Origin of the sequence: Agrobacterium albertimagni AOL15 (assembly GCF_000300855.1) — a bacterium.
Classification (GTDB): Bacteria; Pseudomonadota; Alphaproteobacteria; order Rhizobiales; family Rhizobiaceae; genus Allorhizobium; species Allorhizobium albertimagni.
This window is the reverse complement of record NZ_ALJF01000012.1, coordinates 64,945-90,387: the sequence shown is the minus strand read 5'-3', so window position 1 is coordinate 90,387 and position 25,443 is coordinate 64,945. Positions and strand designations below refer to the sequence as shown.

General features: G+C 60.7%; 23 protein-coding genes. 14 read left to right on the top strand and 9 right to left on the bottom strand.

All coding sequences use genetic code 11. From position 1 onward, the window contains the following. The 3 genes from QWE_RS15555 to QWE_RS15545 all read right to left on the bottom strand — a co-directional run. A partial coding sequence (locus tag QWE_RS15555) for an amidase family protein (protein WP_006727109.1) occupies positions 1-545 on the bottom strand: 545 nt, incomplete at its 3' end. Position 546: 1 nt separating this feature from the next. Continuing rightward, on the bottom strand, positions 547-1,629 hold the full coding sequence (gene rutA / locus QWE_RS15550; RefSeq protein WP_006727108.1) for a pyrimidine utilization protein A: 1,083 nt from the start codon (positions 1,627-1,629) through the stop codon (positions 547-549). 257 nt (positions 1,630-1,886) lie between these two features. Then, the gene (locus QWE_RS15545; protein ID WP_040300365.1) at positions 1,887-2,645 is read right to left on the bottom strand and encodes a GntR family transcriptional regulator; all 759 of its coding nucleotides are present in this window, start codon (positions 2,643-2,645) and stop codon (positions 1,887-1,889) included. 181 nt (positions 2,646-2,826) lie between these two features. Between QWE_RS15545 and QWE_RS15540 the strand changes: the two genes are divergently transcribed. The 14 genes from QWE_RS15540 to QWE_RS15475 all read left to right on the top strand — a co-directional run bounded on the left by QWE_RS15540 (position 2,827) and on the right by QWE_RS15475 (position 18,990). Then, positions 2,827-4,044: an MFS transporter gene (locus tag QWE_RS15540; protein ID WP_006727106.1), complete on the top strand. Its 1,218-nt coding sequence runs from the start codon at positions 2,827-2,829 to the stop codon at positions 4,042-4,044. Between the two features lie 281 nt (positions 4,045-4,325). Next, entirely contained in the window at positions 4,326-5,426 is a 1,101-nt protein-coding gene (locus QWE_RS15535; protein ID WP_006727105.1) for a sugar ABC transporter substrate-binding protein, read from the top strand. Between the two features lie 25 nt (positions 5,427-5,451). Continuing rightward, entirely contained in the window at positions 5,452-6,999 is a 1,548-nt protein-coding gene (locus QWE_RS15530; RefSeq protein WP_006727104.1) for a sugar ABC transporter ATP-binding protein, read from the top strand. Beyond that, entirely contained in the window at positions 6,996-8,006 is a 1,011-nt protein-coding gene (locus QWE_RS15525; RefSeq protein ID WP_006727103.1) for an ABC transporter permease, read from the top strand. The genes QWE_RS15530 and QWE_RS15525 overlap by 4 nt, the downstream gene beginning before the upstream one ends. Beyond that, a complete protein-coding gene (locus tag QWE_RS15520) occupies positions 8,006-8,209 on the top strand; it encodes a hypothetical protein (RefSeq protein ID WP_006727102.1) in 204 nt (67 codons plus the stop codon). Before QWE_RS15525 ends, QWE_RS15520 begins: the two co-directional genes overlap by 1 nt. Next, the gene (locus QWE_RS15515; protein ID WP_006727101.1) at positions 8,206-9,624 is read left to right on the top strand and encodes an amidase; all 1,419 of its coding nucleotides are present in this window, start codon (positions 8,206-8,208) and stop codon (positions 9,622-9,624) included. Before QWE_RS15520 ends, QWE_RS15515 begins: the two co-directional genes overlap by 4 nt. A 47-nt stretch (positions 9,625-9,671) precedes the next feature. Then, the gene (locus QWE_RS15510) at positions 9,672-10,196 is read left to right on the top strand and encodes a flavin reductase (RefSeq protein ID WP_006727100.1); all 525 of its coding nucleotides are present in this window, start codon (positions 9,672-9,674) and stop codon (positions 10,194-10,196) included. Between the two features lie 312 nt (positions 10,197-10,508). Beyond that, complete coding sequence (locus QWE_RS15505; RefSeq protein WP_040300363.1) at positions 10,509-11,012, top strand: sigma-70 family RNA polymerase sigma factor; 504 nt, start codon at positions 10,509-10,511, stop codon at positions 11,010-11,012. Between the two features lie 91 nt (positions 11,013-11,103). Further along, complete coding sequence (locus tag QWE_RS15500; RefSeq protein ID WP_006727098.1) at positions 11,104-12,066, top strand: FecR family protein; 963 nt, start codon at positions 11,104-11,106, stop codon at positions 12,064-12,066. A gap of 139 nt (positions 12,067-12,205) precedes the next feature. Beyond that, positions 12,206-14,692: a TonB-dependent siderophore receptor gene (locus tag QWE_RS15495; protein WP_006727097.1), complete on the top strand. Its 2,487-nt coding sequence runs from the start codon at positions 12,206-12,208 to the stop codon at positions 14,690-14,692. Between the two features lie 8 nt (positions 14,693-14,700). Next, the gene (locus QWE_RS15490; protein WP_240532562.1) at positions 14,701-15,579 is read left to right on the top strand and encodes an ABC transporter substrate-binding protein; all 879 of its coding nucleotides are present in this window, start codon (positions 14,701-14,703) and stop codon (positions 15,577-15,579) included. Further along, positions 15,576-17,528 (top strand): Fe(3+)-hydroxamate ABC transporter permease FhuB, encoded by a 1,953-nt coding sequence (fhuB, locus tag QWE_RS15485; RefSeq protein WP_006727095.1) that lies wholly within the window; start codon positions 15,576-15,578, stop codon positions 17,526-17,528. Before QWE_RS15490 ends, fhuB begins: the two co-directional genes overlap by 4 nt. Then, positions 17,525-18,205 (top strand): siderophore-iron reductase FhuF, encoded by a 681-nt coding sequence (gene fhuF / locus QWE_RS25000; RefSeq protein WP_006727094.1) that lies wholly within the window; start codon positions 17,525-17,527, stop codon positions 18,203-18,205. The genes fhuB and fhuF overlap by 4 nt, the downstream gene beginning before the upstream one ends. After that, entirely contained in the window at positions 18,202-18,990 is a 789-nt protein-coding gene (locus tag QWE_RS15475; protein ID WP_006727093.1) for an ATP-binding cassette domain-containing protein, read from the top strand. Before fhuF ends, QWE_RS15475 begins: the two co-directional genes overlap by 4 nt. A gap of 67 nt (positions 18,991-19,057) precedes the next feature. Here QWE_RS15475 and QWE_RS15470 read toward each other — a convergent pair whose 3' ends face one another. From QWE_RS15470 to QWE_RS15445, 6 genes are read right to left on the bottom strand one after another with little or no spacing between them, the layout of a single operon-like run. Then, positions 19,058-20,197: a Gfo/Idh/MocA family protein gene (locus QWE_RS15470; protein ID WP_006727092.1), complete on the bottom strand. Its 1,140-nt coding sequence runs from the start codon at positions 20,195-20,197 to the stop codon at positions 19,058-19,060. After that, on the bottom strand, positions 20,194-21,216 hold the full coding sequence (locus QWE_RS15465; protein WP_006727091.1) for a Gfo/Idh/MocA family protein: 1,023 nt from the start codon (positions 21,214-21,216) through the stop codon (positions 20,194-20,196). Before QWE_RS15465 ends, QWE_RS15470 begins: the two co-directional genes overlap by 4 nt. Positions 21,217-21,220: 4 nt before the next feature. Beyond that, on the bottom strand, positions 21,221-22,516 hold the full coding sequence (locus QWE_RS15460) for a Gfo/Idh/MocA family protein (RefSeq protein ID WP_006727090.1): 1,296 nt from the start codon (positions 22,514-22,516) through the stop codon (positions 21,221-21,223). Between the two features lie 4 nt (positions 22,517-22,520). Then, positions 22,521-23,606 carry an ABC transporter ATP-binding protein gene (locus QWE_RS15455; protein WP_006727089.1) on the bottom strand — a complete coding sequence of 362 codons (1,086 nt, stop codon included), beginning with the start codon at positions 23,604-23,606 and terminating at the stop codon, positions 22,521-22,523. Positions 23,607-23,619: 13 nt separating this feature from the next. Then, positions 23,620-24,468: a carbohydrate ABC transporter permease gene (locus QWE_RS15450; RefSeq protein ID WP_240532565.1), complete on the bottom strand. Its 849-nt coding sequence runs from the start codon at positions 24,466-24,468 to the stop codon at positions 23,620-23,622. A gap of 49 nt (positions 24,469-24,517) precedes the next feature. Beyond that, a complete protein-coding gene (locus QWE_RS15445) occupies positions 24,518-25,411 on the bottom strand; it encodes a carbohydrate ABC transporter permease (protein ID WP_006727087.1) in 894 nt (297 codons plus the stop codon). Between the last annotated feature and the right edge of the window lie 32 nt (positions 25,412-25,443).

The window sequence follows — 25,443 nt, the reverse complement described above, 5'->3', positions numbered from 1 at the left end:
ATTCTGGTCGCCGTCATGGCGAAGGGAATGGCGCCAGCGGCACGAAGCGCGCTGACCACGGCCGCATCAGACGTCGCGACGCGGTCACCGGTAAAATGGGAGCCCGAGGTCACCACGGCACCGGCGACATCGATGATGTCCTTGACGCCGAAGGGAATGCCTTCGAGGGGACGCGCTTTGCCTTCGGCATAGCGGCGATCGCTCTCGAGCGCCGCCGCCTCGGCATCCGGCACGAAGCGTAAGACCGCCTCGCCTCCGCTGCGCGATTGCGCAATAGCAGACTTGAGCTCTGCCAGCAGATCGCTTGGCCGAAGCTCTCGCCCGGCAAAGGCCGAAAGAAGCTCGGAGACGCCAGCCTGTCTCGGCGGCCGCTGAAGCGAACCATGCTCAAGCCGCATATCGGCGAAAGCTGGTTCAGGCCGCTCTTTCCCGATTGCTCGATAAACCCGATCGACACGGCCGGGATCGACCAGCGTCATCGGATCGAAGTCGATCCCCGCATCCGGGCGGGGATCGTTGAGGGTCGCCGCGCGGGGACGCGTCACGTCATTCCGCCGCGATCGAAGTGGTCGTGCGGCTCGCCATCAGCGGCTGGATGCGCTCACCGAACTGATCGAGCCCGACGAGGAAGTCGTCGAACGTGAGCATGATACCCTTAGTGCCGGGCACACTGCCGGCTTCATCGAGCATGCGCGCAACCTTGGCATAGGATCCGACCAGCGTCCCCATATTGAAGTTTACGGCGCCTTCGGGGAGGTTGATGTGCTTCGCCGTCGAATTCGCGTCCGCGGTCGCGTCCTTGCTGCCCTGGTCGGCCATCCAGGCCAGCGCATCGACATCGGCGCCGTCACGATACTTCTGCCACTTCGCTTCGGCGAGTTCGTCTGTCTCGTCGGCAACCACCATGAACAGCACGTAGGCACCGACGTCGCGTCCTGTCTTGGCGGCGGCATCGAGGAGCTTCTGGTTATTCGGCGCATAGGCCGTCGGCGTGTTGATGCCGGAAGCCATGACGAAATTGTAGTCGGCATACTCGGCCGCGAACTCCATTCCGCGCGGGCTTTGCCCGGCCGCAACGATCTCGATCTTGTTCTGCGGCATCGGCTTCATCATGCAGTCCTTCATGGTGAAGTGCTTGCCTTCGAAGGTGCAGCTGCCGTTCGCCCAGAGCTCCTTCATGATGTGCACGTATTCGGTCGAATAGTCGTAGCGGTAGCCGAAATAGTCATCGCCGGGCCAGATGCCCATCTGGTCATATTCGGCCATTTGCCAGCCGGAAACGATGTTTACGCCGAACCGACCCGGCGCGACATTGTCGATCGTTGTCGCCATCCGCGCCACGATCGCGGGCGGCAGTGTAAGCACCGCCGTCGAAGCGAAAAGCTTGATCCGCTCGGTGACGGCCGCAAGGCTCGCCATCAGCGTGAAGCTCTCCAGATTGTAGTCCCAGAACTCGGCCTTTCCGCCAAAGCCGCGCAGCTTGATCATCGAGAGCGCAAAGTCGAGCCCGTACTTTTCCGCCTTCTGAACGATCTGCTTGTTGAGCTCGAAGCTCGGCATGTATTGCGGCGACGTCGTCGAGATCAGCCAGCCATTGTTTCCGATTGGAATGAAGACACCCATATCCATGTGGTTCCCCTTTTTGTGACCTACAGGCAAGCAGTATGTACGAACTAATGCAAAAATTCTGAAGCCTGTCCAGCCAAAAATGCCACAAGTTTAGGCTTGCCTATTTTCTCGCCAATCGCCGGAAATGCGCGCAGCCGGAATTGCCAATCAACCGTTCAAACGGTTGATCTCTGTGCAATCGGAGGAGATGAGAGTTGGCACGCAGGGGCCCTCCGGGTCACACGGACAGCGGGTCGGAGGCGGGCAGACTGAGGACGTCAGCCTTCGGCGCGAAGAGTGGTGGTGAAGGTGAAGCGTTCGGCGGGGAGCACCTGAAACGCATATTCGAGCAGTCGCCTGCCGGAGCCGAAATAGCGACGCGTGACGACGAGAGCGAGATCCCCCGCCTTCACATCGAGCTTTGCAGCGGTCTCCGCATCCAGCACCATGGGCCGGATGTCCTGCTGGATCTCCTGGATCTTCTCACCGGTATATTGCTCGATGTAATGGAAGATGGCGCTGCGGGCGACGGTGATATCCTTCACTGCCGCAGCGAGCTTCGAATCGACATAGACCTCGTTCCAGGAGAAGGGACGGCTTCTGTTGCCGGGATAGCGGATGCCTGCCATATGGAAGAACTTCCGGCCAGGGCGGCAGCCGAGCTCGACGGCGAGCTTGCCCTGGGCAGAAATCTCTTCCTTCGTGTCTATGACGAATTCGGTCTCCGCAGCGATCTCGAAAAGTTCGGAGCGCGAATGCGCTATGAAGCGCTTCTTCTCCGGATCAAACCCGGCCTCGACGCGCGTGCCGACACCCTTGCGGGCCGACAGCCGCCCCTTGTTGCGCAGCGTCGCGATCGCCTGACGCACCGTCTGGCGACTGACACCCAGCGCCGCGGCGATTTCATTCTCGGTCGGAAGAAGCGAACCGACAGGAAACTCGCCCTCGCTGATCCGCCCCTCCAGATGATGGGCGACCTGCAGGTAGAGCGGCGCCGTATCGACTTCCGGCTTCCAGTCCATGCGCTTCTGATCCAAGTGTACGAACCCCGATCGGCACAACGCCGAGTTCCTCTCGTCCGTGTTTCAACCTGCTTTCCTCAAGAAACGCAAATGGTTTCAGGGCGAAGCGACATCGAGATAGCGGCCGCTTGCGATCCAACATCAAATCAATTAGTACGTACATATTCTAGAACCCCTCCCCGGGATATCGCACCCCATGTCGGATTTCATCGCCGAAGAGGCACCTCCCGCGCGTCGCGCCTCGTCGCTGACCCAGACGCTGATTGCAGCAACCCTGATCCAGATCGTGGCAACCGCAAGCGTTCTGGCGCTTACGGCAATCGCACCGACGGTTGCCGCAGACCTTGGGATCGGAGCCTACTGGATCGGCTACCAGATCAGCCTGATCTATTTTTCCGGCATGTTCTCCTCGGCAGTGGCCGGGACGTTGGTCCAGCGCTTCGGCCCAATCAGGGTCGAGCAGGCAGCCCTTGCTTGTTTCGCGATCGGCTTTGCCGGGATCGCCAGCGCCAGCATCGCCCTGATCGTCGTCGCTTCGCTCTTCATCGGCGTGGGTTACGGACTGAACAATCCGGCTTCCTCGGAAATGCTGAGCCGCGTCACCCCCTATCGGCGCCGCAACATCGTCTTCTCGCTCAAGCAGTCCGGCGTCCCACTCGGCGGCATTCTCGCAAGCTTCGCCTTTCCATTTCTCACCAGGTTCTTTGACTGGCACGTTGCCCTGCTGATCGGCGCAATTGCACCGATCCTGATGATGGGGCTGCTCGCGACCACCCATGCCGCAGATCCTATCAACCGCGCCCCGAGACGCTCCCTCTTCGGCGGACTGGTCGAGGAACAGTCGGCCATCTGGAAGCACCCGAAGCTGAGGGCACTCTCGGCACTCGGCTTCGCCTATTCGGCCATGCAGCTATCGGTGTCGGCTTTTGCCGTCGTCACCCTGGTCCACGATGCGGGCTGGTCTTTGCTATCGGCAGGCTCGGTAGCGGCCGCCATGCAGCTCGCCGGCGCGGTCGGCCGTATCTTCTGGGGCGTCGTCGCCGACAAGATCGGCGGCGGCCTGAAGACGCTGGCCCTCCTCGGGCTGCTCGGCGGAACGGGCTATGCCGCACTTTTCTTCCTCACCGACCTGCCGGTATTCGCCCAGGTCGCCTTGTTCGTTGCAATGGGCTTCGTGACGATCGGCTGGAATGGCGTACTGCTTGCGGAAGTGGCCCACAACGCGCCAGAAGGCCGCGTCGGCTCGACCACTGGCGGCGTCCTTGTCTACACCTTCATCGGCGTCATTGTCGGACCATCGACCTTCGGCAGCGTCTACGCTCTGACCGGCCACTATGGCTCCAGCTTCCTCGCCTTCTCCCTCTTCGGCTTCGCCGGCTTACTGATCGCCTGGCGCGCCCATCGGGCCAGCTAATCAACCGTTGCTTTGTACAGACATATCAGCGCGTCTTTCTCGACAGATCGGCGAGCATGCAGACAATTGCGGCCGCCTTCAGCCTGGTCGACTGACCATGTTTGAGGCGCTTGCGTGAAGGGGTTTTCAGCAATCGCCACTTTTATGTGCAGTGCAAAAAAATAGGCAAAACGCAGTTGACGCGCGCCTGACTATGTACGTACATTATCTAGCGCGGGGTTTTAACAGCCGCAGTGAACGACACCGGGAACACCCGGGTCAAAGACAGGGGAACGTCGATCATGCGCCGCATTCTTGCCAGTTCTTTCTTTGCTGCCTCGGCCCTCGCGGCCTCCTCCATGCCGGTCGCCGCCGACCCGATGGCCGATGCCAAGGCCATCATTGAGGCACATCGTGCCATGCCGGTCTTCACGCCGCCCGGCGAGCCCTTCGATGCCAAGGCCTGCATGGCCGACAAGAAGGTGTTGTCCATCCCGATCTCGATGACCATTCCCTTCAACGTCGAGCTCCAGAAGGCCATGGCCTCTGCTGCCGCTGAAGTGGGTTTCACCTACACGACCTGGGACAATCAGCTGAAGCTCGACCAATGGGTCCAGGGCATCTCGCAGGCCATCAGCCAGAATTACGACGTGGTTGATCTCGCTGGCGGCCTTAATCCGGAAGTGTTAGGCCCCCAGCTCGCTGAAGCCCGCAGCGAAGGGCTGAAGATCAGCACAACCCACTTCTACGACGTGACCCAGCCGGCGGTGGAAAGTGTCGATTATTCCGGCAAGGTCGACTTTACGGGCGCTGGCAAGCTTCTGGCAGCCTGGGCTTATGTGCAGACCGAGGGCAAGCCGAATGTTCTGATCATCGGATCCTCCGACGTCCTGCCTTCCATCCCCTTCGTCCAGTCGATCCAGGATCAGCTGAAGGCGCTCTGCCCGGATTGCAAACAGACCCATCTCGACGTGCCGGTGTCCGAATGGGCGACCAAAATCCAGTCGGGCACCCAGTCCGCGCTGCTGGCAGATCCCTCGATCAACTACATCCTTCCGATCTATGACTCCATGTCGCAGTTTGTGGTGCCTGCGCTGCGCATCACCGGCTCCGAAGGTGCGGTACGGATCGCAAGCTTCAATGGCACGCCCTTCGTGCTCGACATGGTCCGCGAAGGACAGGTCGAGATGGACATCGGCGAAAGCCTCGGCTGGGCCGGTTATGCCGCGATCGACAACATCATGCGCATGCTCTGCGACAAGCCGGAAGTCGCCAAGCTCAACGTCCCTCTGCTCGTCTTCGACAAGAGCAATATCGAGACCGCAGGCGTCCCCGCCAACTTCGACGACGGCTATGGCGACGCGCATCTCGAGGGCTTCCGCAAGCTCTGGATGCTGAAATAAGCCGATGAAAACCGGGAGCCGTGCAATGACCGAAAATGCCGTGCTCAAAATGAACAACATCCGCATGCGGTTCGGCAGCTACTACGCCCTGAAGGGTGTATCGCTCTCCATCCGCCGCGGTGAGGTCTTTGGCCTGCTGGGACAAAACGGCTCGGGCAAGTCGACGATGATCAAGATCCTCGCTGGCTTCCACCAGCCCGAAGAGGGCAGCGAGGTGATCCTCTGGGGGCAGACACTGCCGTTGCCTCTCGATCCCATGGATATAAAGAAACGGGGTGTGGCTTTCGTCCACCAGCATCTCGGTCTGGTCGCTTCGCTGACAGTGATCGAAAACATGCGCGTGACGGCCCTTCGCCAGAAGACGCCATGGCGCGTCAACTGGAAGAAAGAAGCTCAAGCAGTCTCAGCACTCTTTGCCGAGTTCGGCCTGGACATCGACCCCTTCGCCACGGTTGCGAGCCTCCCACCGGTGGAACGCGCTTTCGTCGCCATCATCAGGGCCTTCGAGGATTTGCGGGCTTCCGACGCCGGTTACGGCGGCGAAGGCATTCTCGTTCTCGACGAACCGACACCCTTCCTGCCGGCCGAAGACGTGCAGCGGCTCTTCACGCTGATCCGCTCGATCGTCAAGACGGGTGCTTCGGTGGTCATCGTGACTCACGACATCGACGAAGTTCGCGATATCACCGATCGTGTCGCCATTCTGCGAGACGGGGAGCTCGTCGATATCCTCGATACGCGCAACACCGAACGCCAGTCGATCCTCGACACGATCGTCGGAACAAGGATCGACCATTTCGAGAAGTCCCGCCTGCCGGCACAAGGCATTCCGGCCGCCGTTGCCGTCAAGGGTCTCTCCGACGGAAAGGCGCCGGGCTTTGACTTCGCGATCCGCGAGGGCGAGACCCTTGGACTGACCGGTCTTATCGGCTCGGGCTTTGCGCAGGTACCCTACCTCCTTTATGGCGCCATGCGCGGTACGGGGACGATCACGATCGGCGGCATGACGGTCGATCTCTCACTGGTCTCTCCACTCATGGCCCAGAAGCTCGGCATCGCCTTCCTGCCGGGAGACCGGCTGGGCGCCGCCGGCATCGGCAGCCTTTCGGTGACCGACAACATGACGCTGCCAGTTCTTGACCAACTGCTGAAGCCGACCGGTCTCGACAGGCGCTTGATGATCAAGGAGGCCGATCGCCTCGTGCGCAGCTACGACGTCCGTCCGCAGAACCCGCAATTGCCGCTGGGGTCCCTTTCAGGCGGCAACCAGCAGAAGGTGCTGCTTGCCAAATGGCTGCAGACCAATCCGAAACTCCTGATGCTCGACGAACCGACGCAGGGCGTGGATTTCGGGGCCCGCCAACAGATCTTCAAGGCGCTCGATCGCGCGGCAAGCGATGGCACCGCCATCCTGTGCGCCTCGACCGACAACGAACAGCTCGAGCAGATCTGCGACCGCATCATCGTCTTTTCCCGCGGTCGTCCGGTCATCGAACTCACGGGATCAGAGATCTCTCGCAAATCCATCACCGAAGCCTGTTTCCACAGCCATCAAGCGGAGGCTGCAGAATGACCACGCTCGACATGCCCACGACGAAGCCCCTTGCGAAACACGCAAGCCGATTTACGCTGAAGACAGAAGCCGAGCGCTTTGCGCTTGTCGCGGCCTGGCTGCTGTTGATCGTGATCTTCGGCACCCTGATGCCGGATTCCTTCCTCAGCTGGCGCAGCTTCTCGACCCTCTTCGGTTCGCAGGCTGTTCTGGTCGTGCTGACGCTCGCCATCATCATCCCGCTGACCTCGGGCGATTTCGATCTCTCGGGCGCCTCGACCCTGACGATGAGCTGCATGTTGATTGCGGTGCTAAACGTAAAGCTCGGCTGGCCGATAGCACCGGTGCTTCTCGTCGCGCTTTTGAGCGGTGTGATCATCGGTGCCGTAAACGCCTTCTTCGTTCTCTATTTCCGGATCCATTCGCTGATCGTCACGCTTGGCGTCGGCACTTTCGTCAACGGACTGATCCTCTGGGTCAGCAACAGCCAGACGATCTCGGGCGTCTCGATGACACTCGTCGAGTGGGTGATCATCAACCGCCTCTTCGGCATCCCGCTCGCCTTTTTCTACGCGCTGATCCTCGCGGCGGTGATCTGGTACGCGCTCGAATACACCATCCCGGGGCGCAAGCTTCTCTTCGTCGGTCGTGGGCGCGAAGTCTCACGGCTGAACGGCATCAACGTCGACCGGGTCCGGGCAACCTCCTTCATGCTATCCGGTCTCATCTCGGCATTTGCCGGCATGCTCTATGCCGGGATGACAGGATCGGCGGATCCGCTTTCCGGCCTGAACCTGCTGCTTCCGGCCTTTGCCGCGGCATTCCTTGGCGCAACGACAATTTCTCCCGGTCGCTTCAATGCCTTTGGTGCCGTGGTCAGCGTCTATTTCCTGGTCACCGGGATCACAGGCCTCACCATGCTGGGTGCCGATGCCTATGTGCAGAACCTCTTCTATGGCGGTGCCCTCGTGATCGCGGTTTCGCTGAGTCAGCTCGTTCGCAACCGTCAACCACAGGATTTCAGCTGATGGATATCGAGGATGTCATGAAGACGCTCGCCCAGTCCTGCTGGGGCCGGCCGGCGATCGATGCAGAACTCGTAGCCATGGTCGGCGAACTGAAGCGCGACGTGATGGCGGTCGCAACTTTGTCCGACGGCAAGGACGGAAGCCTCTTCAACGTAGATCCCGCGGCCTTCGACCGCATTCTGAGAGCGGAGGCCAAGCCATGAGCCTTGACGACCCCGGCACCCTCGCCGAAGCGGCACGAGCCGTGAAGGAGCGCCGCATCAGTTCCTGGGAATTGACCACGGCAGCATTGCATCGAGCGAAGACGCGTCAGGACAGGCTGAACGCCTTCATCGAGATTGAAGAAGAGGCCGCTTTGTCCGCTGCCCGCCGCGCCGACGACGCTCTGGCGCGTGGGGAGCCTCTCGGCCCGCTGCACGGCGTACCGCTCGCGCACAAGGACATGTATGACAGAAAGGGCTTCGTGACCGGTTGCGGCTCCAAGATCCGCGCCAATCACGTCGCCCCGGAAACCTCGACGGTAATGCAGCGGCTTGAAACAGCGGGGGCCATCTCCATTGGCCGCCTCAACATGAGCGAATTCGCCATGGGGCCGACAGGACACAACGCCCATCACGGCCGCGCCCTCAATCCCATCGATCCCGCCTACATCACCGGTGGCTCTTCCTCCGGTAGCGGTTCTGCCGTCGGCGGCGGGGTGGTGCTTGCCGCCCTGGGTTCGGATACGGGCGGCTCCATCAGGCTTCCGGCGGCCTGCTGCGGTGTCGTCGGCATCAAGCCCACCCAAGGCCGCGTCAGCCGGCACGGCGTGATGCCGCTGTCCTTCTCCCAGGATTGCGTCGGCCCTCTCGCCCGTTCGGTCGACGACGCCTATCTGCTCTTGCATTCAATCTCGGGGCCGGATGATCGCGACACGACCTGCGCACAAGCCGCGCCCCCCGAAGCCCTGACCGACGATCTCTCTGCTCTCAGGATCGGCATACTCCGCGGCCTTTTCGAAACAGGTGTAGAGGATGAAATCGCCGTGGCGCTCGGCACGGTATCGCGTGTTCTGGCAGGAGACGTGGCAAGCCTTCAGGATGCACCAGGCATGGATCTGCCAGCGATCGCCGAGCTTGCCAATGTCGTTGCCATGGCAGAAGCCGGCACCGTGCACTTCGACTGGATGCGTGAGCGGCCGGAAGACTATGGCCCGCAGATCCGCATGCGCCTCTCGCAATCCCCGGCCATTCCAGCGCCGATCTATTTGCGGGCGCTGCAGATCCGCGCAACCATGCTTCAAGCATTTCTACAGAACGGTTTCGGTGAAAACGACGTTTTGATTGCCCCGGTCATGCCTTTCCTCCCGCCCCTGTCGAGCGATGTCGATATCGGTGCGAGCCCGAAGATGAACACGGTCGTCAGCGCCATGACATCTTTCACGAGACCCTTCAGTTTCCTCGGCCTGCCGGTGGTCACCCTGCCGGTGGCGGCCTCCGCCAATGGCCTTCCAATCGCGATCCAGATCATCGCACGGCCCTGGCGCGAAGATCTGGCGGCAAGCGTGGCGCGCCATCTCGAACGCGTGCTTGCTCTTCCGGCCTTTGCGCCGCCCTCCACCCATCGTTCCGCGGCGTGATCACGCCAAACATAGCTCTCTTTTTCCAGCCTGAAAGGATGACAGCGATGAACAGCATCCCGAGCTTCAACGGTCCCCTCGAAACCGTTTCTTCCGTCACGCGTGAAGCCTTCCGCGACGCCATGGCCAAGATGGGCGCAGCCGTGAACATCATCACCACCGACGGCCCAGCGGGCCGCGCAGGCTTTGCCGCGACCGCAGTCTGCAGCGTCACTGACAGCCCGGCAACCCTGCTGATCTGCCTCAACCGATCGGCATCCGTCTTTGATGCGGTTACCACCAATGGGGTGGTTTGCGTAAACGTCCTCGCCTCCCGGCACGAGGGCCTCTCCAACCTGTTTGGTGGCAAGACGCCGGTCGACGAGCGCTTCGCTGCCGCAGACTGGTCGAGGGGAACGACGGGCACGCCCATTCTGACAGACGCGCTTGTCTCCTTCGAATGCCGCATCACCGACCAATCCGATATCGGAACCCATCGCGTCTTGTACTGCAGCGTGGAAGGGATTCATCATGGAGAAAGCGAGGAGGCTCTGGTCTATTATCGCCGCGCCTATCGTCACGTCGCGGGCTGAAGAACGCAGAGAACACAGAGGCTGTGACGGCTCCAGTTGAAGCCTTCCGTCCGGTTCTCGATCACGCCTTTCGCACCTGACGGCAACTCCGGGCTTGCTCTCTGCCTGCACAACAGGATAACATGAATATGTTATACAAGTTTTGTTGTGCAGATCATGCTGCCAAGAGTGAACCACCGTGCACGTATCAGCAACTTCGTTGTCGAGGCGATCAACACTGAATTCAGTAAAGGACAGTGCACAATTTCCCGCTCGCAGATATCGCGGGTTCCAAGTCTGTCGTAGCTCACCTACTGGAAAGGCAGACAGCAATTGACTTGGGACATCCACAATCTGTTTCGGCGCCACGCGCCGGGAATGGCGAGATCACTGCAGCGCAGCGGGTTCAATCCCGATGTCGCGGCCGATCTGACGCAAGATGCGTTCGTGCGCGTGATCTCAAAGCCTCCCGGGCAAGCCGCAGAGAACCACAATCCCGGCGCCTATCTCTACCGAGCGGCCCGCAATCTCGGGATCAATCACAAGCGGCGCGAAGCGCTGATCCAGACGGTGCCACTCGATGACGAGGAGGCGATCAACGTTGCCGATCCGGCACCGTCCCCGGAGAGAATAGTCTATTCTCGTCAATGCCTCGTGCAAACGCACCAAGCCCTGTCTGAACTGCCGGAACGGACCCGCCAGGCCTTCGAGATGCACCGCCTTGGCGAAAGGACGATCGCAGAGGTGGCGGAAGAACTCGGCATATCGACGACAAGAGCCTGGTCCCTGATCCGCGACGCCTATCGTCATCTGGTGCTGAGCGTGGATGTGCCCTGATTTCTCGGCCAAAGGGCGGAAAATTCGCAATGCTCGATTGTATTGAGTACCAGAGGCGGTCGAGACTGCCACGCCCAGCGGAAGAGATCAGATGACCGAGACGATACCCGATCAGGAGCGATTGCTCGATGAAGCAATCGATCTGATGATCCGGCAGCAAAATGATCCTGACAATCCCGTGTCAGACGAGTTGATACGGGCGTGGCGTGCGCGCAGCCAACGGCATGAGGATATCTGGGGTCGTGTCTCCCGGGTTCACGGTGCATCGGGCACGCTTCTGAGTGAGAAGCGGCGCATCGAACGCAGCGAGAGCCTGGGGCTGACGCGCCGCAATTTCATGGTTGGCGGCCTGACAATACTAGGCCTTGGATCGGCGGCCTATTCCTTCGCGCCAGGCATGCTACTGGAAGCCCGCGCAGACCACATGAGCGACAAGGGAGAAGTCCGCAGGGTCACGCTTCCCGACGGGAGCGTTGCGACCCTCGGCCCCGAAAGTGCCATCGCCGTTAACTTCGAGACAGAGCGGCGCGAGATCGAACTCCTGGCCGGCATGTGCTTTTTCGAGGTGGCCAGGGAGTTGGACCGTCCGTTCTCTGTCGTCTGCAAGGATTTGCGCGCCACTGCTCTCGGAACCGCCTTCGACGTCTCGAGCGACAATGACAGCGTGACGGTTACCGTCGATCATGGCCTCGTGGATGTGCACGCCTCGAATGCGCTGCTTCAGGCCGGCGTCCAGCTCGAAGACGGTCAATGGCTCACGATGGATGCGGACTCGGGACGGATCGATCGTGGCCGACGGGAAAGCGGTCAAATCGCCACATGGCGCGACAACGTGATCATCGCCGAGGAAGAAACGGTCGACGCACTCGTTACGCGCATCGGCCGCTGGCTACCGGGACGCATCGTCATCGCCGATCCCTCCGTCGGCGCCCAACGCGTCAGCGGCATTTTCGACCTCACCGACCCGCTTCGCACGCTCGAAGCAGTGGTGCATCCGACAGGCGCCCGCGTCCGCCGGGTCACCTCCTTCGTCACGGTGATTTCGCCTCTGTGACGTCTCTCGAAAAAACATGAGTGACAGAGTGAAAATTTCCAAAGCCCGACTGTAACAGTCTCAGGGACAGAAATCGGATGATGCTCAGGCACGGCCTGTCCCTGCACATGCGTTGCAGAGTTGGAGAGGTCTAAAGGCTATGGGGCACGGGATTCGTCGTAGAGTATTCAATGGCAAGGTAAGGGCGCTGGCGACCGCACTTCTGGTTTCGACGGCGATCGGTGTAGGTCTGACCGCCCCTGTCGATCAGGCCTTCGCGCAAAGCAGCGCGCAGTCGTCCTTTTCCGTACCGGCTGGTCCGCTGCACAATGCCTTGACCGTCTTCGGTCGGCAGGCCGGCTTGCAGGTCACCTATCTCTCGGCCGCAGCGAACGGGAAAACGTCTCCCGGTTTTTCCGGCTCGGCAACGCGCGAACAGGCGCTTGCCGAAATCCTTGCGGGCTCCGGCCTGACCTATTCCTTCCCGAATGCCGGCACGGTCGCAATTTCGGCACCGGCGTCAGGTGCTGACAATGTTGCCGCTGACGGCTCGACGCAGCTGAACACGATCGAGGTCCAGGGAGAAAACGCCTGGGGGCCCGTGGATGGCATCGTGGCAACCCAAAGTGCGACCGGCACAAAGACCGGCACACCGCTGAAGAACACGCCGCAGGCGGTCAACGTGGTCACCCGAGACCAGATGGAAGCGCAGGGTGCCGCGACCGTCACCCAGGTTCTGCGCTATACGCCGGGCGTCGTGGCCCAGTACTCGGACACCGATGTCAGGCATGACTGGTTGACCGTTCGCGGTTTCGTGCCCGGCCGCTACCGCGATGGATTGCGGCTTCCCTTCGGAGCACGCGGATATTCTCAGCCCAAGATCGAACCCTATGGTCTGGAGCGTGCCGAGATCCTGAAGGGCCCGGCTTCGGTGCTTTATGGTCAGGGCCTGCCAGGCGGCATGCTCAACATGGTGAGCAAGCGTCCTCGCGACGAGGAAATCCGGGAAGTCGAACTGCAATATGGCAGTCACGATCGCTTCCAGGCAGCCTTCGATGTCGGCGGAAAGCTCGATGAAGAAGGAACGTTGCTCTATCGCATGGTCGGCGTCGGCCGGCTGAGTGATACGCAATACGACTATGTCGAAGAGCGCAAGGGCTATATCGCGCCGTCGCTTACCTTCCAGCCCGATGAAGGAACGTCGCTGACCATTCTCGGCGAATACCAGAACATCGATTCTCCCGGTGGCGGTGGCGCCCCTGCCCTGACCGCGAACGGCACGCTCTACACCAACGTCTACGCCGAACTGCCGCGCGACGCCTTCCTGGGAGAGCCCGGCTACGACCGTTTCAGGAACGAGCAGGCCTTCATCGGCTACGAGTTCGCCCATGAATTCGACGAGACATGGACCTTCAAGCAGAACCTTCGCTACGGCTATGTCGACACCGACACCCAACGCGTTCAGGCCTATTGCCTCTCGGCTGCCTCGTGCAACCCTTCGTCTCTGTACCGCTACGCCTGGGCCTTCCCGGAGAGCTCGCGCCTCTTCACCGTCGACAATCAGGCGATTGCCCGCTTCGCGACCGGGGACATGTCCCATACGGCGATCTTCGGCCTGGACTACTCCTTCGAAGACAGCCGTTTCGAAGAGTCGGCCCTGTCGGTGATCACGCGGCCCTTCAACGTCTACGATCCGGTGTACGGTGCAACCAGCATCACGCGACCGGCAACAGCCCTTCGCATCGATCAGGATCGTTCGCAGGCAGGCATCTACGCGCAGGACCAGATCGAATGGGGCAATGCGGTCTTTTCGCTTGGCGGCCGATATGACTGGGCCAACACGGAAACGCGCGAGCGCACCAGCAGCAAAGACGCGACCGTCGAGCAAAAGGATGGCAAGTTCACCTGGAGAACCGGTCTCGTCTACAATTTCGACAACGGCTTCTCTCCTTACGCAAGCTATTCGACCTCGTTCAATCCGGCGAGCGGCACGAGCCGGCTGGCGGTCCCGTTCGATCCGACCACCGGCGAGCAGTTCGAAGTCGGCCTGAGGTATCAGCCCGAAGGTATGAACAGCTTCATCTCCCTGTCGGCCTACCAGTTGACGCAACAGAACGTGCTGACGCCCGACCCGGTGAACACCAGCTATCGTGTGCAGACTGGCGAGGTGCGCATGCGTGGTCTCGAACTGGAAGGCAAGGCCGAGCTCAATGACGCATTCTCGGTGATTGCCTCCTATGCCTATACCGACAGCGAAATCACCCGCGACAATCCCAATAGCTCAGGCATCAGCAACCAGGGCAAACGCCTTGCCTTCGTGCCGGAACAGCAGGCTGCCCTCTGGCTGGACTACAGCATCCAGTCCGATGATGCCTGGGGTGGTCTGAGCTTCGGCGGCGGTGCGCGCTATGTCGGTCAGACCTATGGCGACAATGCCAATGTCTATGATGTGCCCGGCTACACCTTGTTCGATGCAGCCATCCGCTACGATTTCGGCAAGGCGGATCCCAAGCTGGAAGGCCTCAAGGCCTCTCTCAACGTCAGCAACCTCTTCGACAAGAAGTATGTCTCCTCCTGCATCGGCACCACCGGTTGCTATTGGGGCGAAGGACGCACGATCTACGGAACGCTGAAATACAGCTGGTGACGTCTTCCGTGAGAACCATTGCAAATCATGCCTGGTCGCGGCGGAACTTCTCCGCCGCGATGCTGGCGTTCCTGGCCATGCCGCAGTACGTCCGAGCGCAACAGCCAGAGCCGCGCATTGCAGCCCTCGACTGGGCCTGGGCCGAAACACTGCTAGCGCTCGGTGCTCGTCCCTATGCGATTGCGGAAGCCGAACTCTACAGGGAACGCGTGGTTACGCCCGAACTACCACATGACGTGATCGACCTCGGTTTGCGCTCATGGCCCAATATGGAGCTGCTCAAATCCCTGCAACCGGATCTGATCCTCACCCAGGCTGGCTATGGCGTGCAGGCGGCGACCCTTGAACAGATCGCGCCGACGCTGGCCTTGCCGCTTTTCACACCTGAGCGCCGCCCGCTGCAGCTCGCCGAAGCCGGCCTCGATGCCATCGCCGCGCAACTGCAGCGCGAGAAGCATGCCTTCCAATACAAGGCGGACTTCGAGCAAACACTCTCAGAGATCCGAGCCAGTCTGCATTCCTATGACGGACGCCCCGTGCTCATCGTCAAATTCGCCGACCAGCGCATCCTCGACATATACGGCCCCGGCAGCCTGTTTCATGACGTACTTGGCCGGCTCGGCCTTGAAAACGCCTGGACCGAGGCCGGCAATCACTGGGGTTTCTCGACCTCGGGGCTGGACGCAGTTGCGCGAAACCCGGAGGCAAGGCTCGTCATCATCGAGCCGGGCCCACCCGAGAAACTTGTCGGAAGCGATTTGTGGACAGCAATTCCCTCCGTAAAGGCAAACCGCGTCGTGACCATCCCGCCGACCTGGGTTTTCGGCGCGCTGCCGTCTGCCCTACGCTTTGCGATGATCCTCGGAAAGGCGCTGCAACCGGCATGAAGCACCGACCCCTCCTTCTGTTCATACTGCTGCTTTTGTCTGCGCTGGCGCTGACCATTGTGGGCTACAGCCGCCATGTTCCCCTGTCCCGGATCGTGGCGGCGATCCTCGATCCTGCGCCAGACAGCTTCGGCGAGATCTATCTACACTACGCCCTTCTCCCCCGCATTTTCGTGGCGCTGTCTGCTGGAGCTGCCCTCTCACTGTCCGGAGTTATCTTCCAACAGGTTCTGAAGAACCCCTTGGCGGAACCCAGCACGATGGGACTTCTGTCGGGCGCGCAGCTTGCCATCACGCTCGCGGCACTCGCCGCGCCGGGCATGGCGGTATGGTCCATCGAGTTGGCCGCGATCACCGGAGCCCTGGCCACGCTGGGGCTTGTCATGCTGCTCGCGTCGAGAGGTGGCTTTTCACCTGTCACCATGCTCCTTGCCGGCATGATCGTCAGTTTCTTTGCCGGAACCGCATCGGTCGTCCTTGCGCTCTTCAATCATGAATATCTGCGTTCCGTCTTCATCTGGGCGAGCGGCTCGCTTGTGCAGAACGACTTTTCCAATGCCGTGGCACTGGCCTGGCGTTTGGCGGTCTGCATTCCGATGCTTGTGCTTCTCGCCCGTCCGCTGGCGATTGCCGGGCTCGACGATGCAAGCGGTCGCAGTCTCGGCGTACCCGTCCGAACACTGAGGCTCGCCGCCTTGTTCATCGCATCGGTTCTCGCTGCCTTTGTCGTAGCAAGGGTCGGCGTCATCGCCTTCATCGGGCTTGCGGCGCCGCACCTCGCGAGATTTGCGGGCGCCCGAACCTTCTCGGAGCGTTTGTTGTGGTCGCCGTTGCTAGGCGGAGCACTCCTGCTTCTTGCCGATGGTTCTGTCCTGGTCATGGCGCGCTATATCGCCGAAGTGCCCACCGGCACGGCAACCGCATTTTTCGGCGCGTTCCTGCTGCTTGTGCTTTTGAAAAACATGCCTCTAACGGCACTGCACGCGGAAGCCCGGACGCCCACCTCCAGCCCTCGCCACCGCCCGCACTTCGCCCTGTTCATCGCGATCGTCATGATGGTCGTAGTCGTTGTCTTCTCTCTCTCCGAGCAGCTGTTCATCGACAACCTTCCATCGGCGGAGCTGTTTTCGGGTCGATGGCCGCGGGTCCTTGCGGCAGCCTCGGCCGGGGCCATGCTGGCGCTCGCCGGCACGATCATGCAGTCGGTCACCGCCAATCCGCTGGCAAGCCCCGAAGGCCTCGGCGTCAGTTCCGGTGCCGCCCTTGGCATTATCGCGACCCTACTGCTGGCCGGCACCTTCTCGCCGCTGGTCATGTTGCTCGGCGGCATTGGCGGGGCGCTCGCGACATTTCTCGTGATGATGGCCATCACTCGGAAATCCGCCCACGCGCCCGGGCCGGTCCTGCTCGCAGGTGCCGCCATCGGCACATTTGCCGCCACGCTCATCACTGTTGTGCTGGCAAGCGGCGATCCGCGTGCAGTCTATGTGCTGGCCTGGTCGATGGGGCCGACCTACCGCGCAACCGCAATCACCGGCTTGGCGGGATTGGCTGTGTTGGTGGTCGCTCTGGCTCTGGTCCCTCTTGTTCGACGCTGGCTGCAAATCCTGCCGCTCGGAGACCAGGCGGCGCGCGAACTGGGGCTTGCCCCACGACGGTCCCGGACCGCGCTCCTGTCGCTGTCAGCCGTCCTGACGGCCAGCGCGACCTTGATCGTCGGCCCCTTGAGCTTTGTCGGACTGATCGCTCCCCACATCGCCGCCATGACCGCGCCTCCAAAGCCGCTGAACCGGGCCTTGTGTGCGACAGCCATCGGGGCATCCTTGATGACCGCGGCTGACTGGCTCGGTCGCAGCATTCACTTCCCCTACGAAATCCCCGCAGGCGTCCTCGCCGCCTTCGTCGGTGGACCTTACTTCCTCTGGCTCCTATACCGGAGGCACCCATGAACGGCATGGGCAACCCGCAGGATCTGCTCTCGCGATTGAGCGGCCCGCTTGCGCCAATTCGGGACAGACTGTCCCATGGACCGGAATTCCGCAGGGTGGTGCCATCCGCACAGGTGCTGGAAGCTGATGTCTTTGCTTGTCTCATGCAAAGCTATGCACGTCGCTTTGGCGTCAAATCCGATGGCTATTTGGTTTCCTTATGGTCGCAGAAATATCTGGCAACCGTGATCATCCCCGTCATGGCCCTGTCCGTGATCGGGGGACAAGCCGTTCATGCCGACATCGAGACCACAGAGATCGTTGTCGATGATGACGGCGAGCCGGTCGCCTTGGGTCTCCCCTCTGCTTTCACGACAGAGGAGGCAGACCAGACAGCCTCCCTGCTCGTCTCCACGCACCTGACCCCGCTCGTTGAAGCCCTGGCAAAGCGCAGCGGCCTGTCGAGAAAAGTCTTCTGGGGCAATGCGGCACATTATCTCGAGTGGATTGTCAGGCAGCTTCCCGGGAAAAACCCAGACTTTGCCCTGCCCGCCCCGATGACAGATGCCATCCGCTACGTCGAGGAAGACGGATTGCGCCTGCGTCGCCGGAAAGTCTGCTGCCTGAGGGATCGGGTTCCCGGCGTCGAGGATTGCGGCAGTCTCTGCCCAGATCGAGTAAAAAGGATCAAACCTTGAACAGACAGAGATCGACCTTCTCGCTTTGCGACGTCGCCTTCAATGTGGTCGAGCGGCCCATTCTTGCGCCGTTGACGCTTGACATCCCGATGGATGGTCAGGTTCTCGGACTGATCGGGCATAACGGCTCCGGCAAGTCGACGCTTGTCAAACTTCTGGCACGTCAGCAAGCGCCCACGAGCGGCAGCATCACCCTGGACGGACGGCCGCTTGACGCTTGGGGCGACCGAGCATTGGCACGCAAGATCGCCTATCTGGCGCAGCACCTGCCCTCGGCTGCCGGAATGACCGTCCGCGAACTCGTCTCGCTGGGACGCTATCCCTGGCACGGCGCCCTCGGTCGGTTCGGCGAGGTTGACAGACGAAAGACAGAGGAGGCAATTGCATTGACCGGCGTCGCCCCGCTCGCCGACCGCCTCGTCGACACCCTCTCCGGCGGCGAACGACAACGCGCCTGGCTCGCCATGCTGGTGGCTCAGGATACGGAATGCCTGTTGCTCGACGAACCGATCTCCGCCCTCGACATCGCTCACCAGCTTGAGGTCCTCTCACTGATCCGCAAACTGTCTCAGGAGAAGGGCCTCGGCATCATCATCGTCCTGCATGACGTGAACATGGCGGCGCGCTTCTGCGACACCATCATCGCCCTTCATTCCGGCCGGTTGATCATGCAAGGGACGCCAGAGTCGGTCGTGACGCCAGAGGCCCTGCAGCGGGTCTACGGCTTGCCGATGGACGTGATGATCCATGCATCGACAGGAAAGCCTCTGGCCTTTGCGCGATAAAATAAGCCGACACCCATCGCGTGACGGCGATGTGCAGTGCGAGACACGAGACTGTGTGTCCAGACGGTCAAACTGATGAAGCAGTCCCCATCATCCCAATTGCGGGCGGGCGATGACCAAGGACATCATGCCCTGAGACTTGAGGCTGCCAGCCTTCCATCAGGCCATGATCATGCGGCAACGGGAGATCGACGATACGGGAACTCCGCGCGGACTCGTAAATGGCCGTGATCAAGTCGATGGAATGCTCAGCTTCCTGGAATGTGGGCAGGTAGAGATCAGGCATTCCGCGAAGCCAGTGATAGATATCCGCGAACTGTCCGGCGAAGCGGTCAGCGACATGAGGAACGCCAGCAAGAACGGCATCAAACTCCGCCTGCTGCGCCGGGTCGGTGGCCTCAAACGCCCAGGGGCCAGCACCGACGTGATACGGCTCAATCCCTGACGTGATCGTGACTTGTTCAAAGCAGGCCCTGAAACGCGACTTGCTTCCGGCCGCCCCCAGCGTGATGGAGGACGTGACCAGCGCGCCCTCAGACGTTTTCATGCTGATTGCGGCGCAGTCCTCGGTCTCGATCGGATTGACCCTTGTGTCGAGAAAGGCGGCCACAGAACGGATGTTGCCAGCGAGCAGCGTGACAAGATTGTGGGCATGGATGGCATGGCTAACGATCGCGCCGCCCAGTTCGCCATGCCAGCTGCCGCGCCAGCGTTCGACGTAGTAGTCCGTCCCGCGCTGCCAATGGGTCTCAAGAGCCATAACATAGGGCTTTCCGAGCATCGCCTTATCCTTGAGCGCATGGGCTGCCCTGTAGCCGGCACCATAGCGATACTGAAAAACCGGAAACACCTGTCTTCCTGCGCGCTGTGCGGCAGCCAATATCCGACGAATATCGGCCATGGAGCCCGCAATTGGCTTCTCGCAAACCACATGCTTGCCGGCATCAAGTGCCGCAATTGTCATGGAGGCATGCAGATGCGGCGGGAGGCAGATGTCGACCAAGTCTATGCTCTTGTCCGAGAAGACATCCGCCACAGCGGTGAGGGGCCTTGCTCCCTGTGCAAGCTTAGCGCCTGCCTCAGCCTTTTCCGGGTCGAGGTCGCAGACCCCGACGACTTCGTAGAGGTCGGAGAGTTCGGCATAGCCCAAGATATGCGATTTGCCGATGCCAGCCCCCAGTACCGCCACTTTGATCCGGTCGTTCATCTGGTCATCTCCTCTTCTGCCATCCGCTGCGCCTGAAGCGAAAGTTCTGTTGCAAGAAAGGCGTGATCCTGCCGCATCGCCGTCTCGCTACGCTCATCAACGTCGCGCAGGAACTTGCCAAAGAAAGGTGTGCCGGCCCCTTCCGCTTTAAACCGCTGGATCCCCTTCCTATCGACGAGGAAGACGTGATCACCCCCGGGCTCTCCTCCGATATCGATATATTTCCGCATTTCGATGTAGCCCTCGGTCCCGAGAATGGTCATGCGACCGTCCCCCCAGGTCGGCAATCCGTCCGGAGTCAACCAGTCGACGCGGGCATAACCGCGCCCGCCACTGCCCTCCAGCAGAACCTCGCCGAAATCGTGAAAGTCCGGCCGCTCCGGATTGGCGACATTGCCGACATGCGCCGAGATCACGCGCGCCTCAGTCGAGCCGGTAAAATGTAGAAACTGGTCGTATTGATGGGCACAGATGTCATTAAGGATCCCGCCGCTTCGATGTCTCTCCCAGAACCATGCCGGACGCAGATGCGCGTTGCGTCTATGAGGGCCGAGACCAACGGTCTGAACAACCCGACCGACACGGCCTTCGCTGATCAGCCGATCGACGACCGTGGTACTTTCGACCGTCAATCGTTCGGAGAAGCACACGACCCAGCGACGACCGGTCGCCTCAACCACGGCCTTGATCCGGCTCAGCTGCTCGAAGCTCGTGCAGCCAGGCTTGTCGACCAGCACATCCTTGCCGTGCTGCATGGACCGGATCGCGATATCGGTCCTGTCGCTGTTGATCGCAGCCGACAGGATCAAGCTGATGCTCGTATCCTCCAGGACCCTTTCTTCCGATAGCATGGGAAAGGCATCATAACAGGTTCCGAAAGCACCGCTCACCTCATTGGGGGTTTCCGGTCCTGTGCACCATCCGGCAAACTCGGCGCCGGCGGATAGAAGGCCATCGATCATACCGTATATATGGCCGTGATCGACGCCGATGACCGCAAACTTGATGCTTTTTCCCATGGCGCTAGTGCTCCAGCTTGATACCGCGCGACCGCAGCATTGATTTGATATCGACGACCGAGCCCGTCTCGATGGACGCGTTGGCTGCAATCCCGGTCAGGATCGACCAGGCGCCAGCGACATGATCGGATGCGCGACCATATTGATCCGGTGTCATGCCCTCGGGATCGAAGATGTAACCCAGCATCACGGGATCGGCCCCGCCGTGATGCCCGCTGGCAGTGGGGACCTCAAGAAGGCGAGGCATCTGTCCGGCCAGGTGGAGCTCGGTGGTGACGGCATCCGCGTCGGCATGCGCACGCGTGCCGCCGAAGACACCATGGACCTCGACATGACGGTGCGTGATATCGCCCTTGGTCCCCTGAAACTTGATCTCCAGCCCTTCCCAGGTCGAATAGGCCGTCAGCGTATAGTTGGCGGTAACACCAGACGCATAGCGGATATGAGCCTGCATAGTGTCTTCGATGCCGATCTCGTCATCAAAAACGCAAAGATCACGGAAGTAGCTGTCTGCGCCTTCCGCCTCGAGATAGAGGTTCCTCAGGCTTTCGTCGGCCGCCAAGTCTAGCGCGAAGTCGCATTTGGTGGCCACGGGACAGCCGTGGCACCTTGTCCCACGCCCTTCGAGGCCGAGTGCTGCGGCCGTTTCCGGGCGATAGAAGGCGCGCCTACCGGACGCGAACACCGCCGTCGGCACCGTCCCGAGCCACCAGTTCAAGAGGTCGAAATGATGGGTTGATTTATGGACGAGCAGCCCCCCGGAATTCTCCTTCTGGCGGTGCCATCTTCGGAAGTAATCAGCGCCATGAACACGGTCGAGATGCCAGCGGAAATCGACGGCAGTTACCTCGCCGATCGCGCCGGAGGAGATCAGCTCTTTGATCTGGGTACGGGCCGGTGAATAGCGATAGTTGAAGGTGACCTGCACCTTGCGCCCCGTCCGGGCCTGCGCATCAACGATCATCTTCAGGCGCGTGAGGTCGATGGTGAGCGGCTTTTCGCAGATGACGTCACAGCCGGCCTCGAACGCGCGGACAATGTAATCCGCATGCAAAAAGTCCGGCGTCGCGACCACAACCGTATCAGGCCTCTGCTCCGCAATCAGCCGCTCGAAGTCTTCGGCGAGATAGGTTGCCACACCGTTGGTGCTGGGCTTTGCCAATGCCTTGGCGGCCTCGCCCAGCCGATGCGGGTTACTGTCGCAGAGTGCGACGATTTCATGTTTGTCGGCATAATCATCTGCGATGGAATCACGAAACATCTTGTGGCGCGAGCCGCATCCAACAATTGCAATCTTCACCGTCTCAGACCCTCTCGCCAGTGGGCTCGACACGCTGACCGGAAGCGTCGAAATAATGGATGGCCTCGGGCTCGAAACCGACCGTAACTGTGTCCCCCTGGCGATAGGAGGCCTTCCCGTTATCGCTCACCAGAACCACCTGGCCATTGGGCAAGACCAGATGCAGCAACGTCTCGCTGCCGAGATATTCGACAAGGCGGACGGAGGCCGGGGTCTGGATCGTCCCGGCGCCGACCAGAAGTGCGCCCGGGCGCACGCACAATGTCAGCTGAGTGTCCCGGGTTGGTAGATCGGCGATGGCAAATTCGGGCCAGCCCTCGACGCGCACCCGAGCGGTCGCGCCGTCACGCAGGACATCTGCCTTCAGCATGTTGATCTTCGGCGATCCGATGAAGCCAGCGACGAACAGGTTCTGAGGACGCGTGTAGAGCTCCTGCGGCGTCCCCACCTGTTCGATCTTGCCGCTGCGCAAGACGACAATCCGGCTCGCCATGGTCATGGCTTCGACTTGGTCGTGGGTGACATAAATCATCGTTGTGCCAAGCCGGGCATAGAGCGAAGCAAGTTCCGCGCGCATCTGGACGCGCAGTTCAGCATCGAGGTTGGAAAGCGGTTCGTCGAACAGGAAGAGCTTAGGCTCGCGGACAATCGCACGGCCGATCGCAACACGCTGCTTCTGACCGCCCGAAAGCTGCCGCGGCTTGCGATCCATCAAGGGTTCGATCTGAAGGATGCGGGCTGCTTCCGCCACGCGCCGCTCGACTTCGGCCTTGGACATCTTAAAGTTCTGCAGACCGAAGGCGAGGTTCTTGCGCACCGTCATATGCGGATAGAGCGCATAGCTCTGAAATACCATCGACAGCTCGCGCTTCGAGGCAGGCAAGTCGTTCACAACCTTGTCGCCGATCGAGACCGTGCCGTCAGTGATATCTTCCAGTCCGGCAATCATGCGCAGCAAGGTCGACTTGCCACAGCCGGATGGACCGACGAGAACGAGGAACTCGCCGTCATGAATGTCGAGGTTCAGCCCCTGGATGATCGAAAGCGCACCATAGCGCTTGCCGACATTGCGAAGCGTCAATCCAGCCATGTCTTTAGATTCCTTACTTCATTCCGGATGTGGCGATGCCACGCACGATCATTTTCTGGAACAGGACGAAGAAGATGACGACCGGAACCAGGGAGAGCACGGACATGGCGAACATCTGGCCATAGGCGGACTGGCCTTCCTGATCGAGGAAGAGGCGAAGTCCGAGCGGCACGGTGTAGCTCTTGATGTCGTTGAGATAGATGAGGGGCGCCAGGAAATCCTCCCATGTCCAGATCAGCGAGAAGATCGCAGCCGTTCCCATGGCAGGCAGAGAAAGCGGCAGGATGATCGCCCAGTAGATCTTGAAGGGCGAGCAACCATCGATCATCGCCGCCTCGTCCAGTTCCTTGGGCAACTGCCGGAAGAACTGGACCATCAGGAAGATGAAGAAGGCCTCGGAGGCGAGAAACCTTGGTACGACCAGCGGCAGGTAGGTATCGACCCAGCCAAGTTGCAGGAAGAGGACATATTGGGGGATGAGAACCACATGATATGGGATCATCAGTGTCATCATCATCAGGGCGAAGAAGAAGTTTCGGCCCGTGAACCGCAGCCGGGCAAAGGCATAGGCTGCAAAGGAACAGGAGATGAGATTGCCGATGACCGACAGTAGGGTGACGATGGTGGAATTCCAGTAGAAGGTCGTGAACGACACCGGCAAGGCAAACCAGCCTTCCGTGTAGTTCTCGAAACGGAACTCCGACGGCCAGAGCGTTAGGCTGCCAAAGATCTCATTTTCCGGCTTGAAGGACGACGCCAGAAGCCAGAACAGCGGATATAGCATGATCACGGAAATGCCGATCAGAAACAGGTGCTTCAGAATTCGCCCATTTCTGTCGCGCCTCTCCCGTCTCAGGCGCATCTCGTGAGCGATCCGCGCAGCCTCGTCGAGCTGCAGCGTCAACTCGAGTTCAGTCGCGTTCGTTTTCATAATGCACCCAATACTTGGAGGTTGCGAAAGCCAGCGCCGTGAAGAGGGCGATGATCAGCAGCAGCACCCAGGCCAGCGCTGAGGCGTAGCCCATTCGGAAAAACTTGAAGGCCTCGTTGAAAAGATAGACCGTGTAGAAAAGGAGGCTGTCAGCCGGCGCCCCGGTGCCGTTCGATATGATGAAGGCGCTCGCAAAGGTCTTGAAGGCCTCGATCGTCTGCAAGACGAGGTTGAAGAAGATGACCGGCGCGAGCAGCGGCAGGGTGATCCGGGTGAATTGACGCCACTTCGGCGTGCCGTCGATTTCGGCAGCCTCATAGAGATCTTGGGGAATGCCGCGCAAACCGGCGAGGAAGATTAACATAGGCGAACCGAATTGCCACATGGCAAGGATCACCAGTGTGTAGAGCGAGGTGTTGGGATCGGTGATCCAGGACGAGGCCCGAATACCGAACTGGCCAAGCACCTGATTGACGGCCCCCTCGGCTGCAAACAATTCCCGCCAAAGAATGGCGATGGCAATCGAGGCGCCAAGCAAGGACGGCAGATAGAAGATCGCCCGGTAGAGACCGATGGTTCGAAGCCCCTTGTCGAGCAACATTGCGACGCCTAGCGCCATGATCAATCTGGCTGGGACGGAAAGCGCGACATAATGGAACGTGACCTCGAGCGCCTTCCAGAAACGTCGATCACGGGTCAACATGTACTCGTAGTTCGCAAGCCCTGTCCAACGGGGTGCACCCACCATGTCATAGCGGGTGAACGACAGATAGAGCGATGCCAGGATCGGTCCGAGTGCGAGGAGGAAAAACCCCAGCAACCAGGGCAGCAGGAACATGTAGGCCGGCGCATTGCGCGCAAGAAAGCGTTTCATTCACAAAACCTTCTGGCGGGAAACCCGGCCCC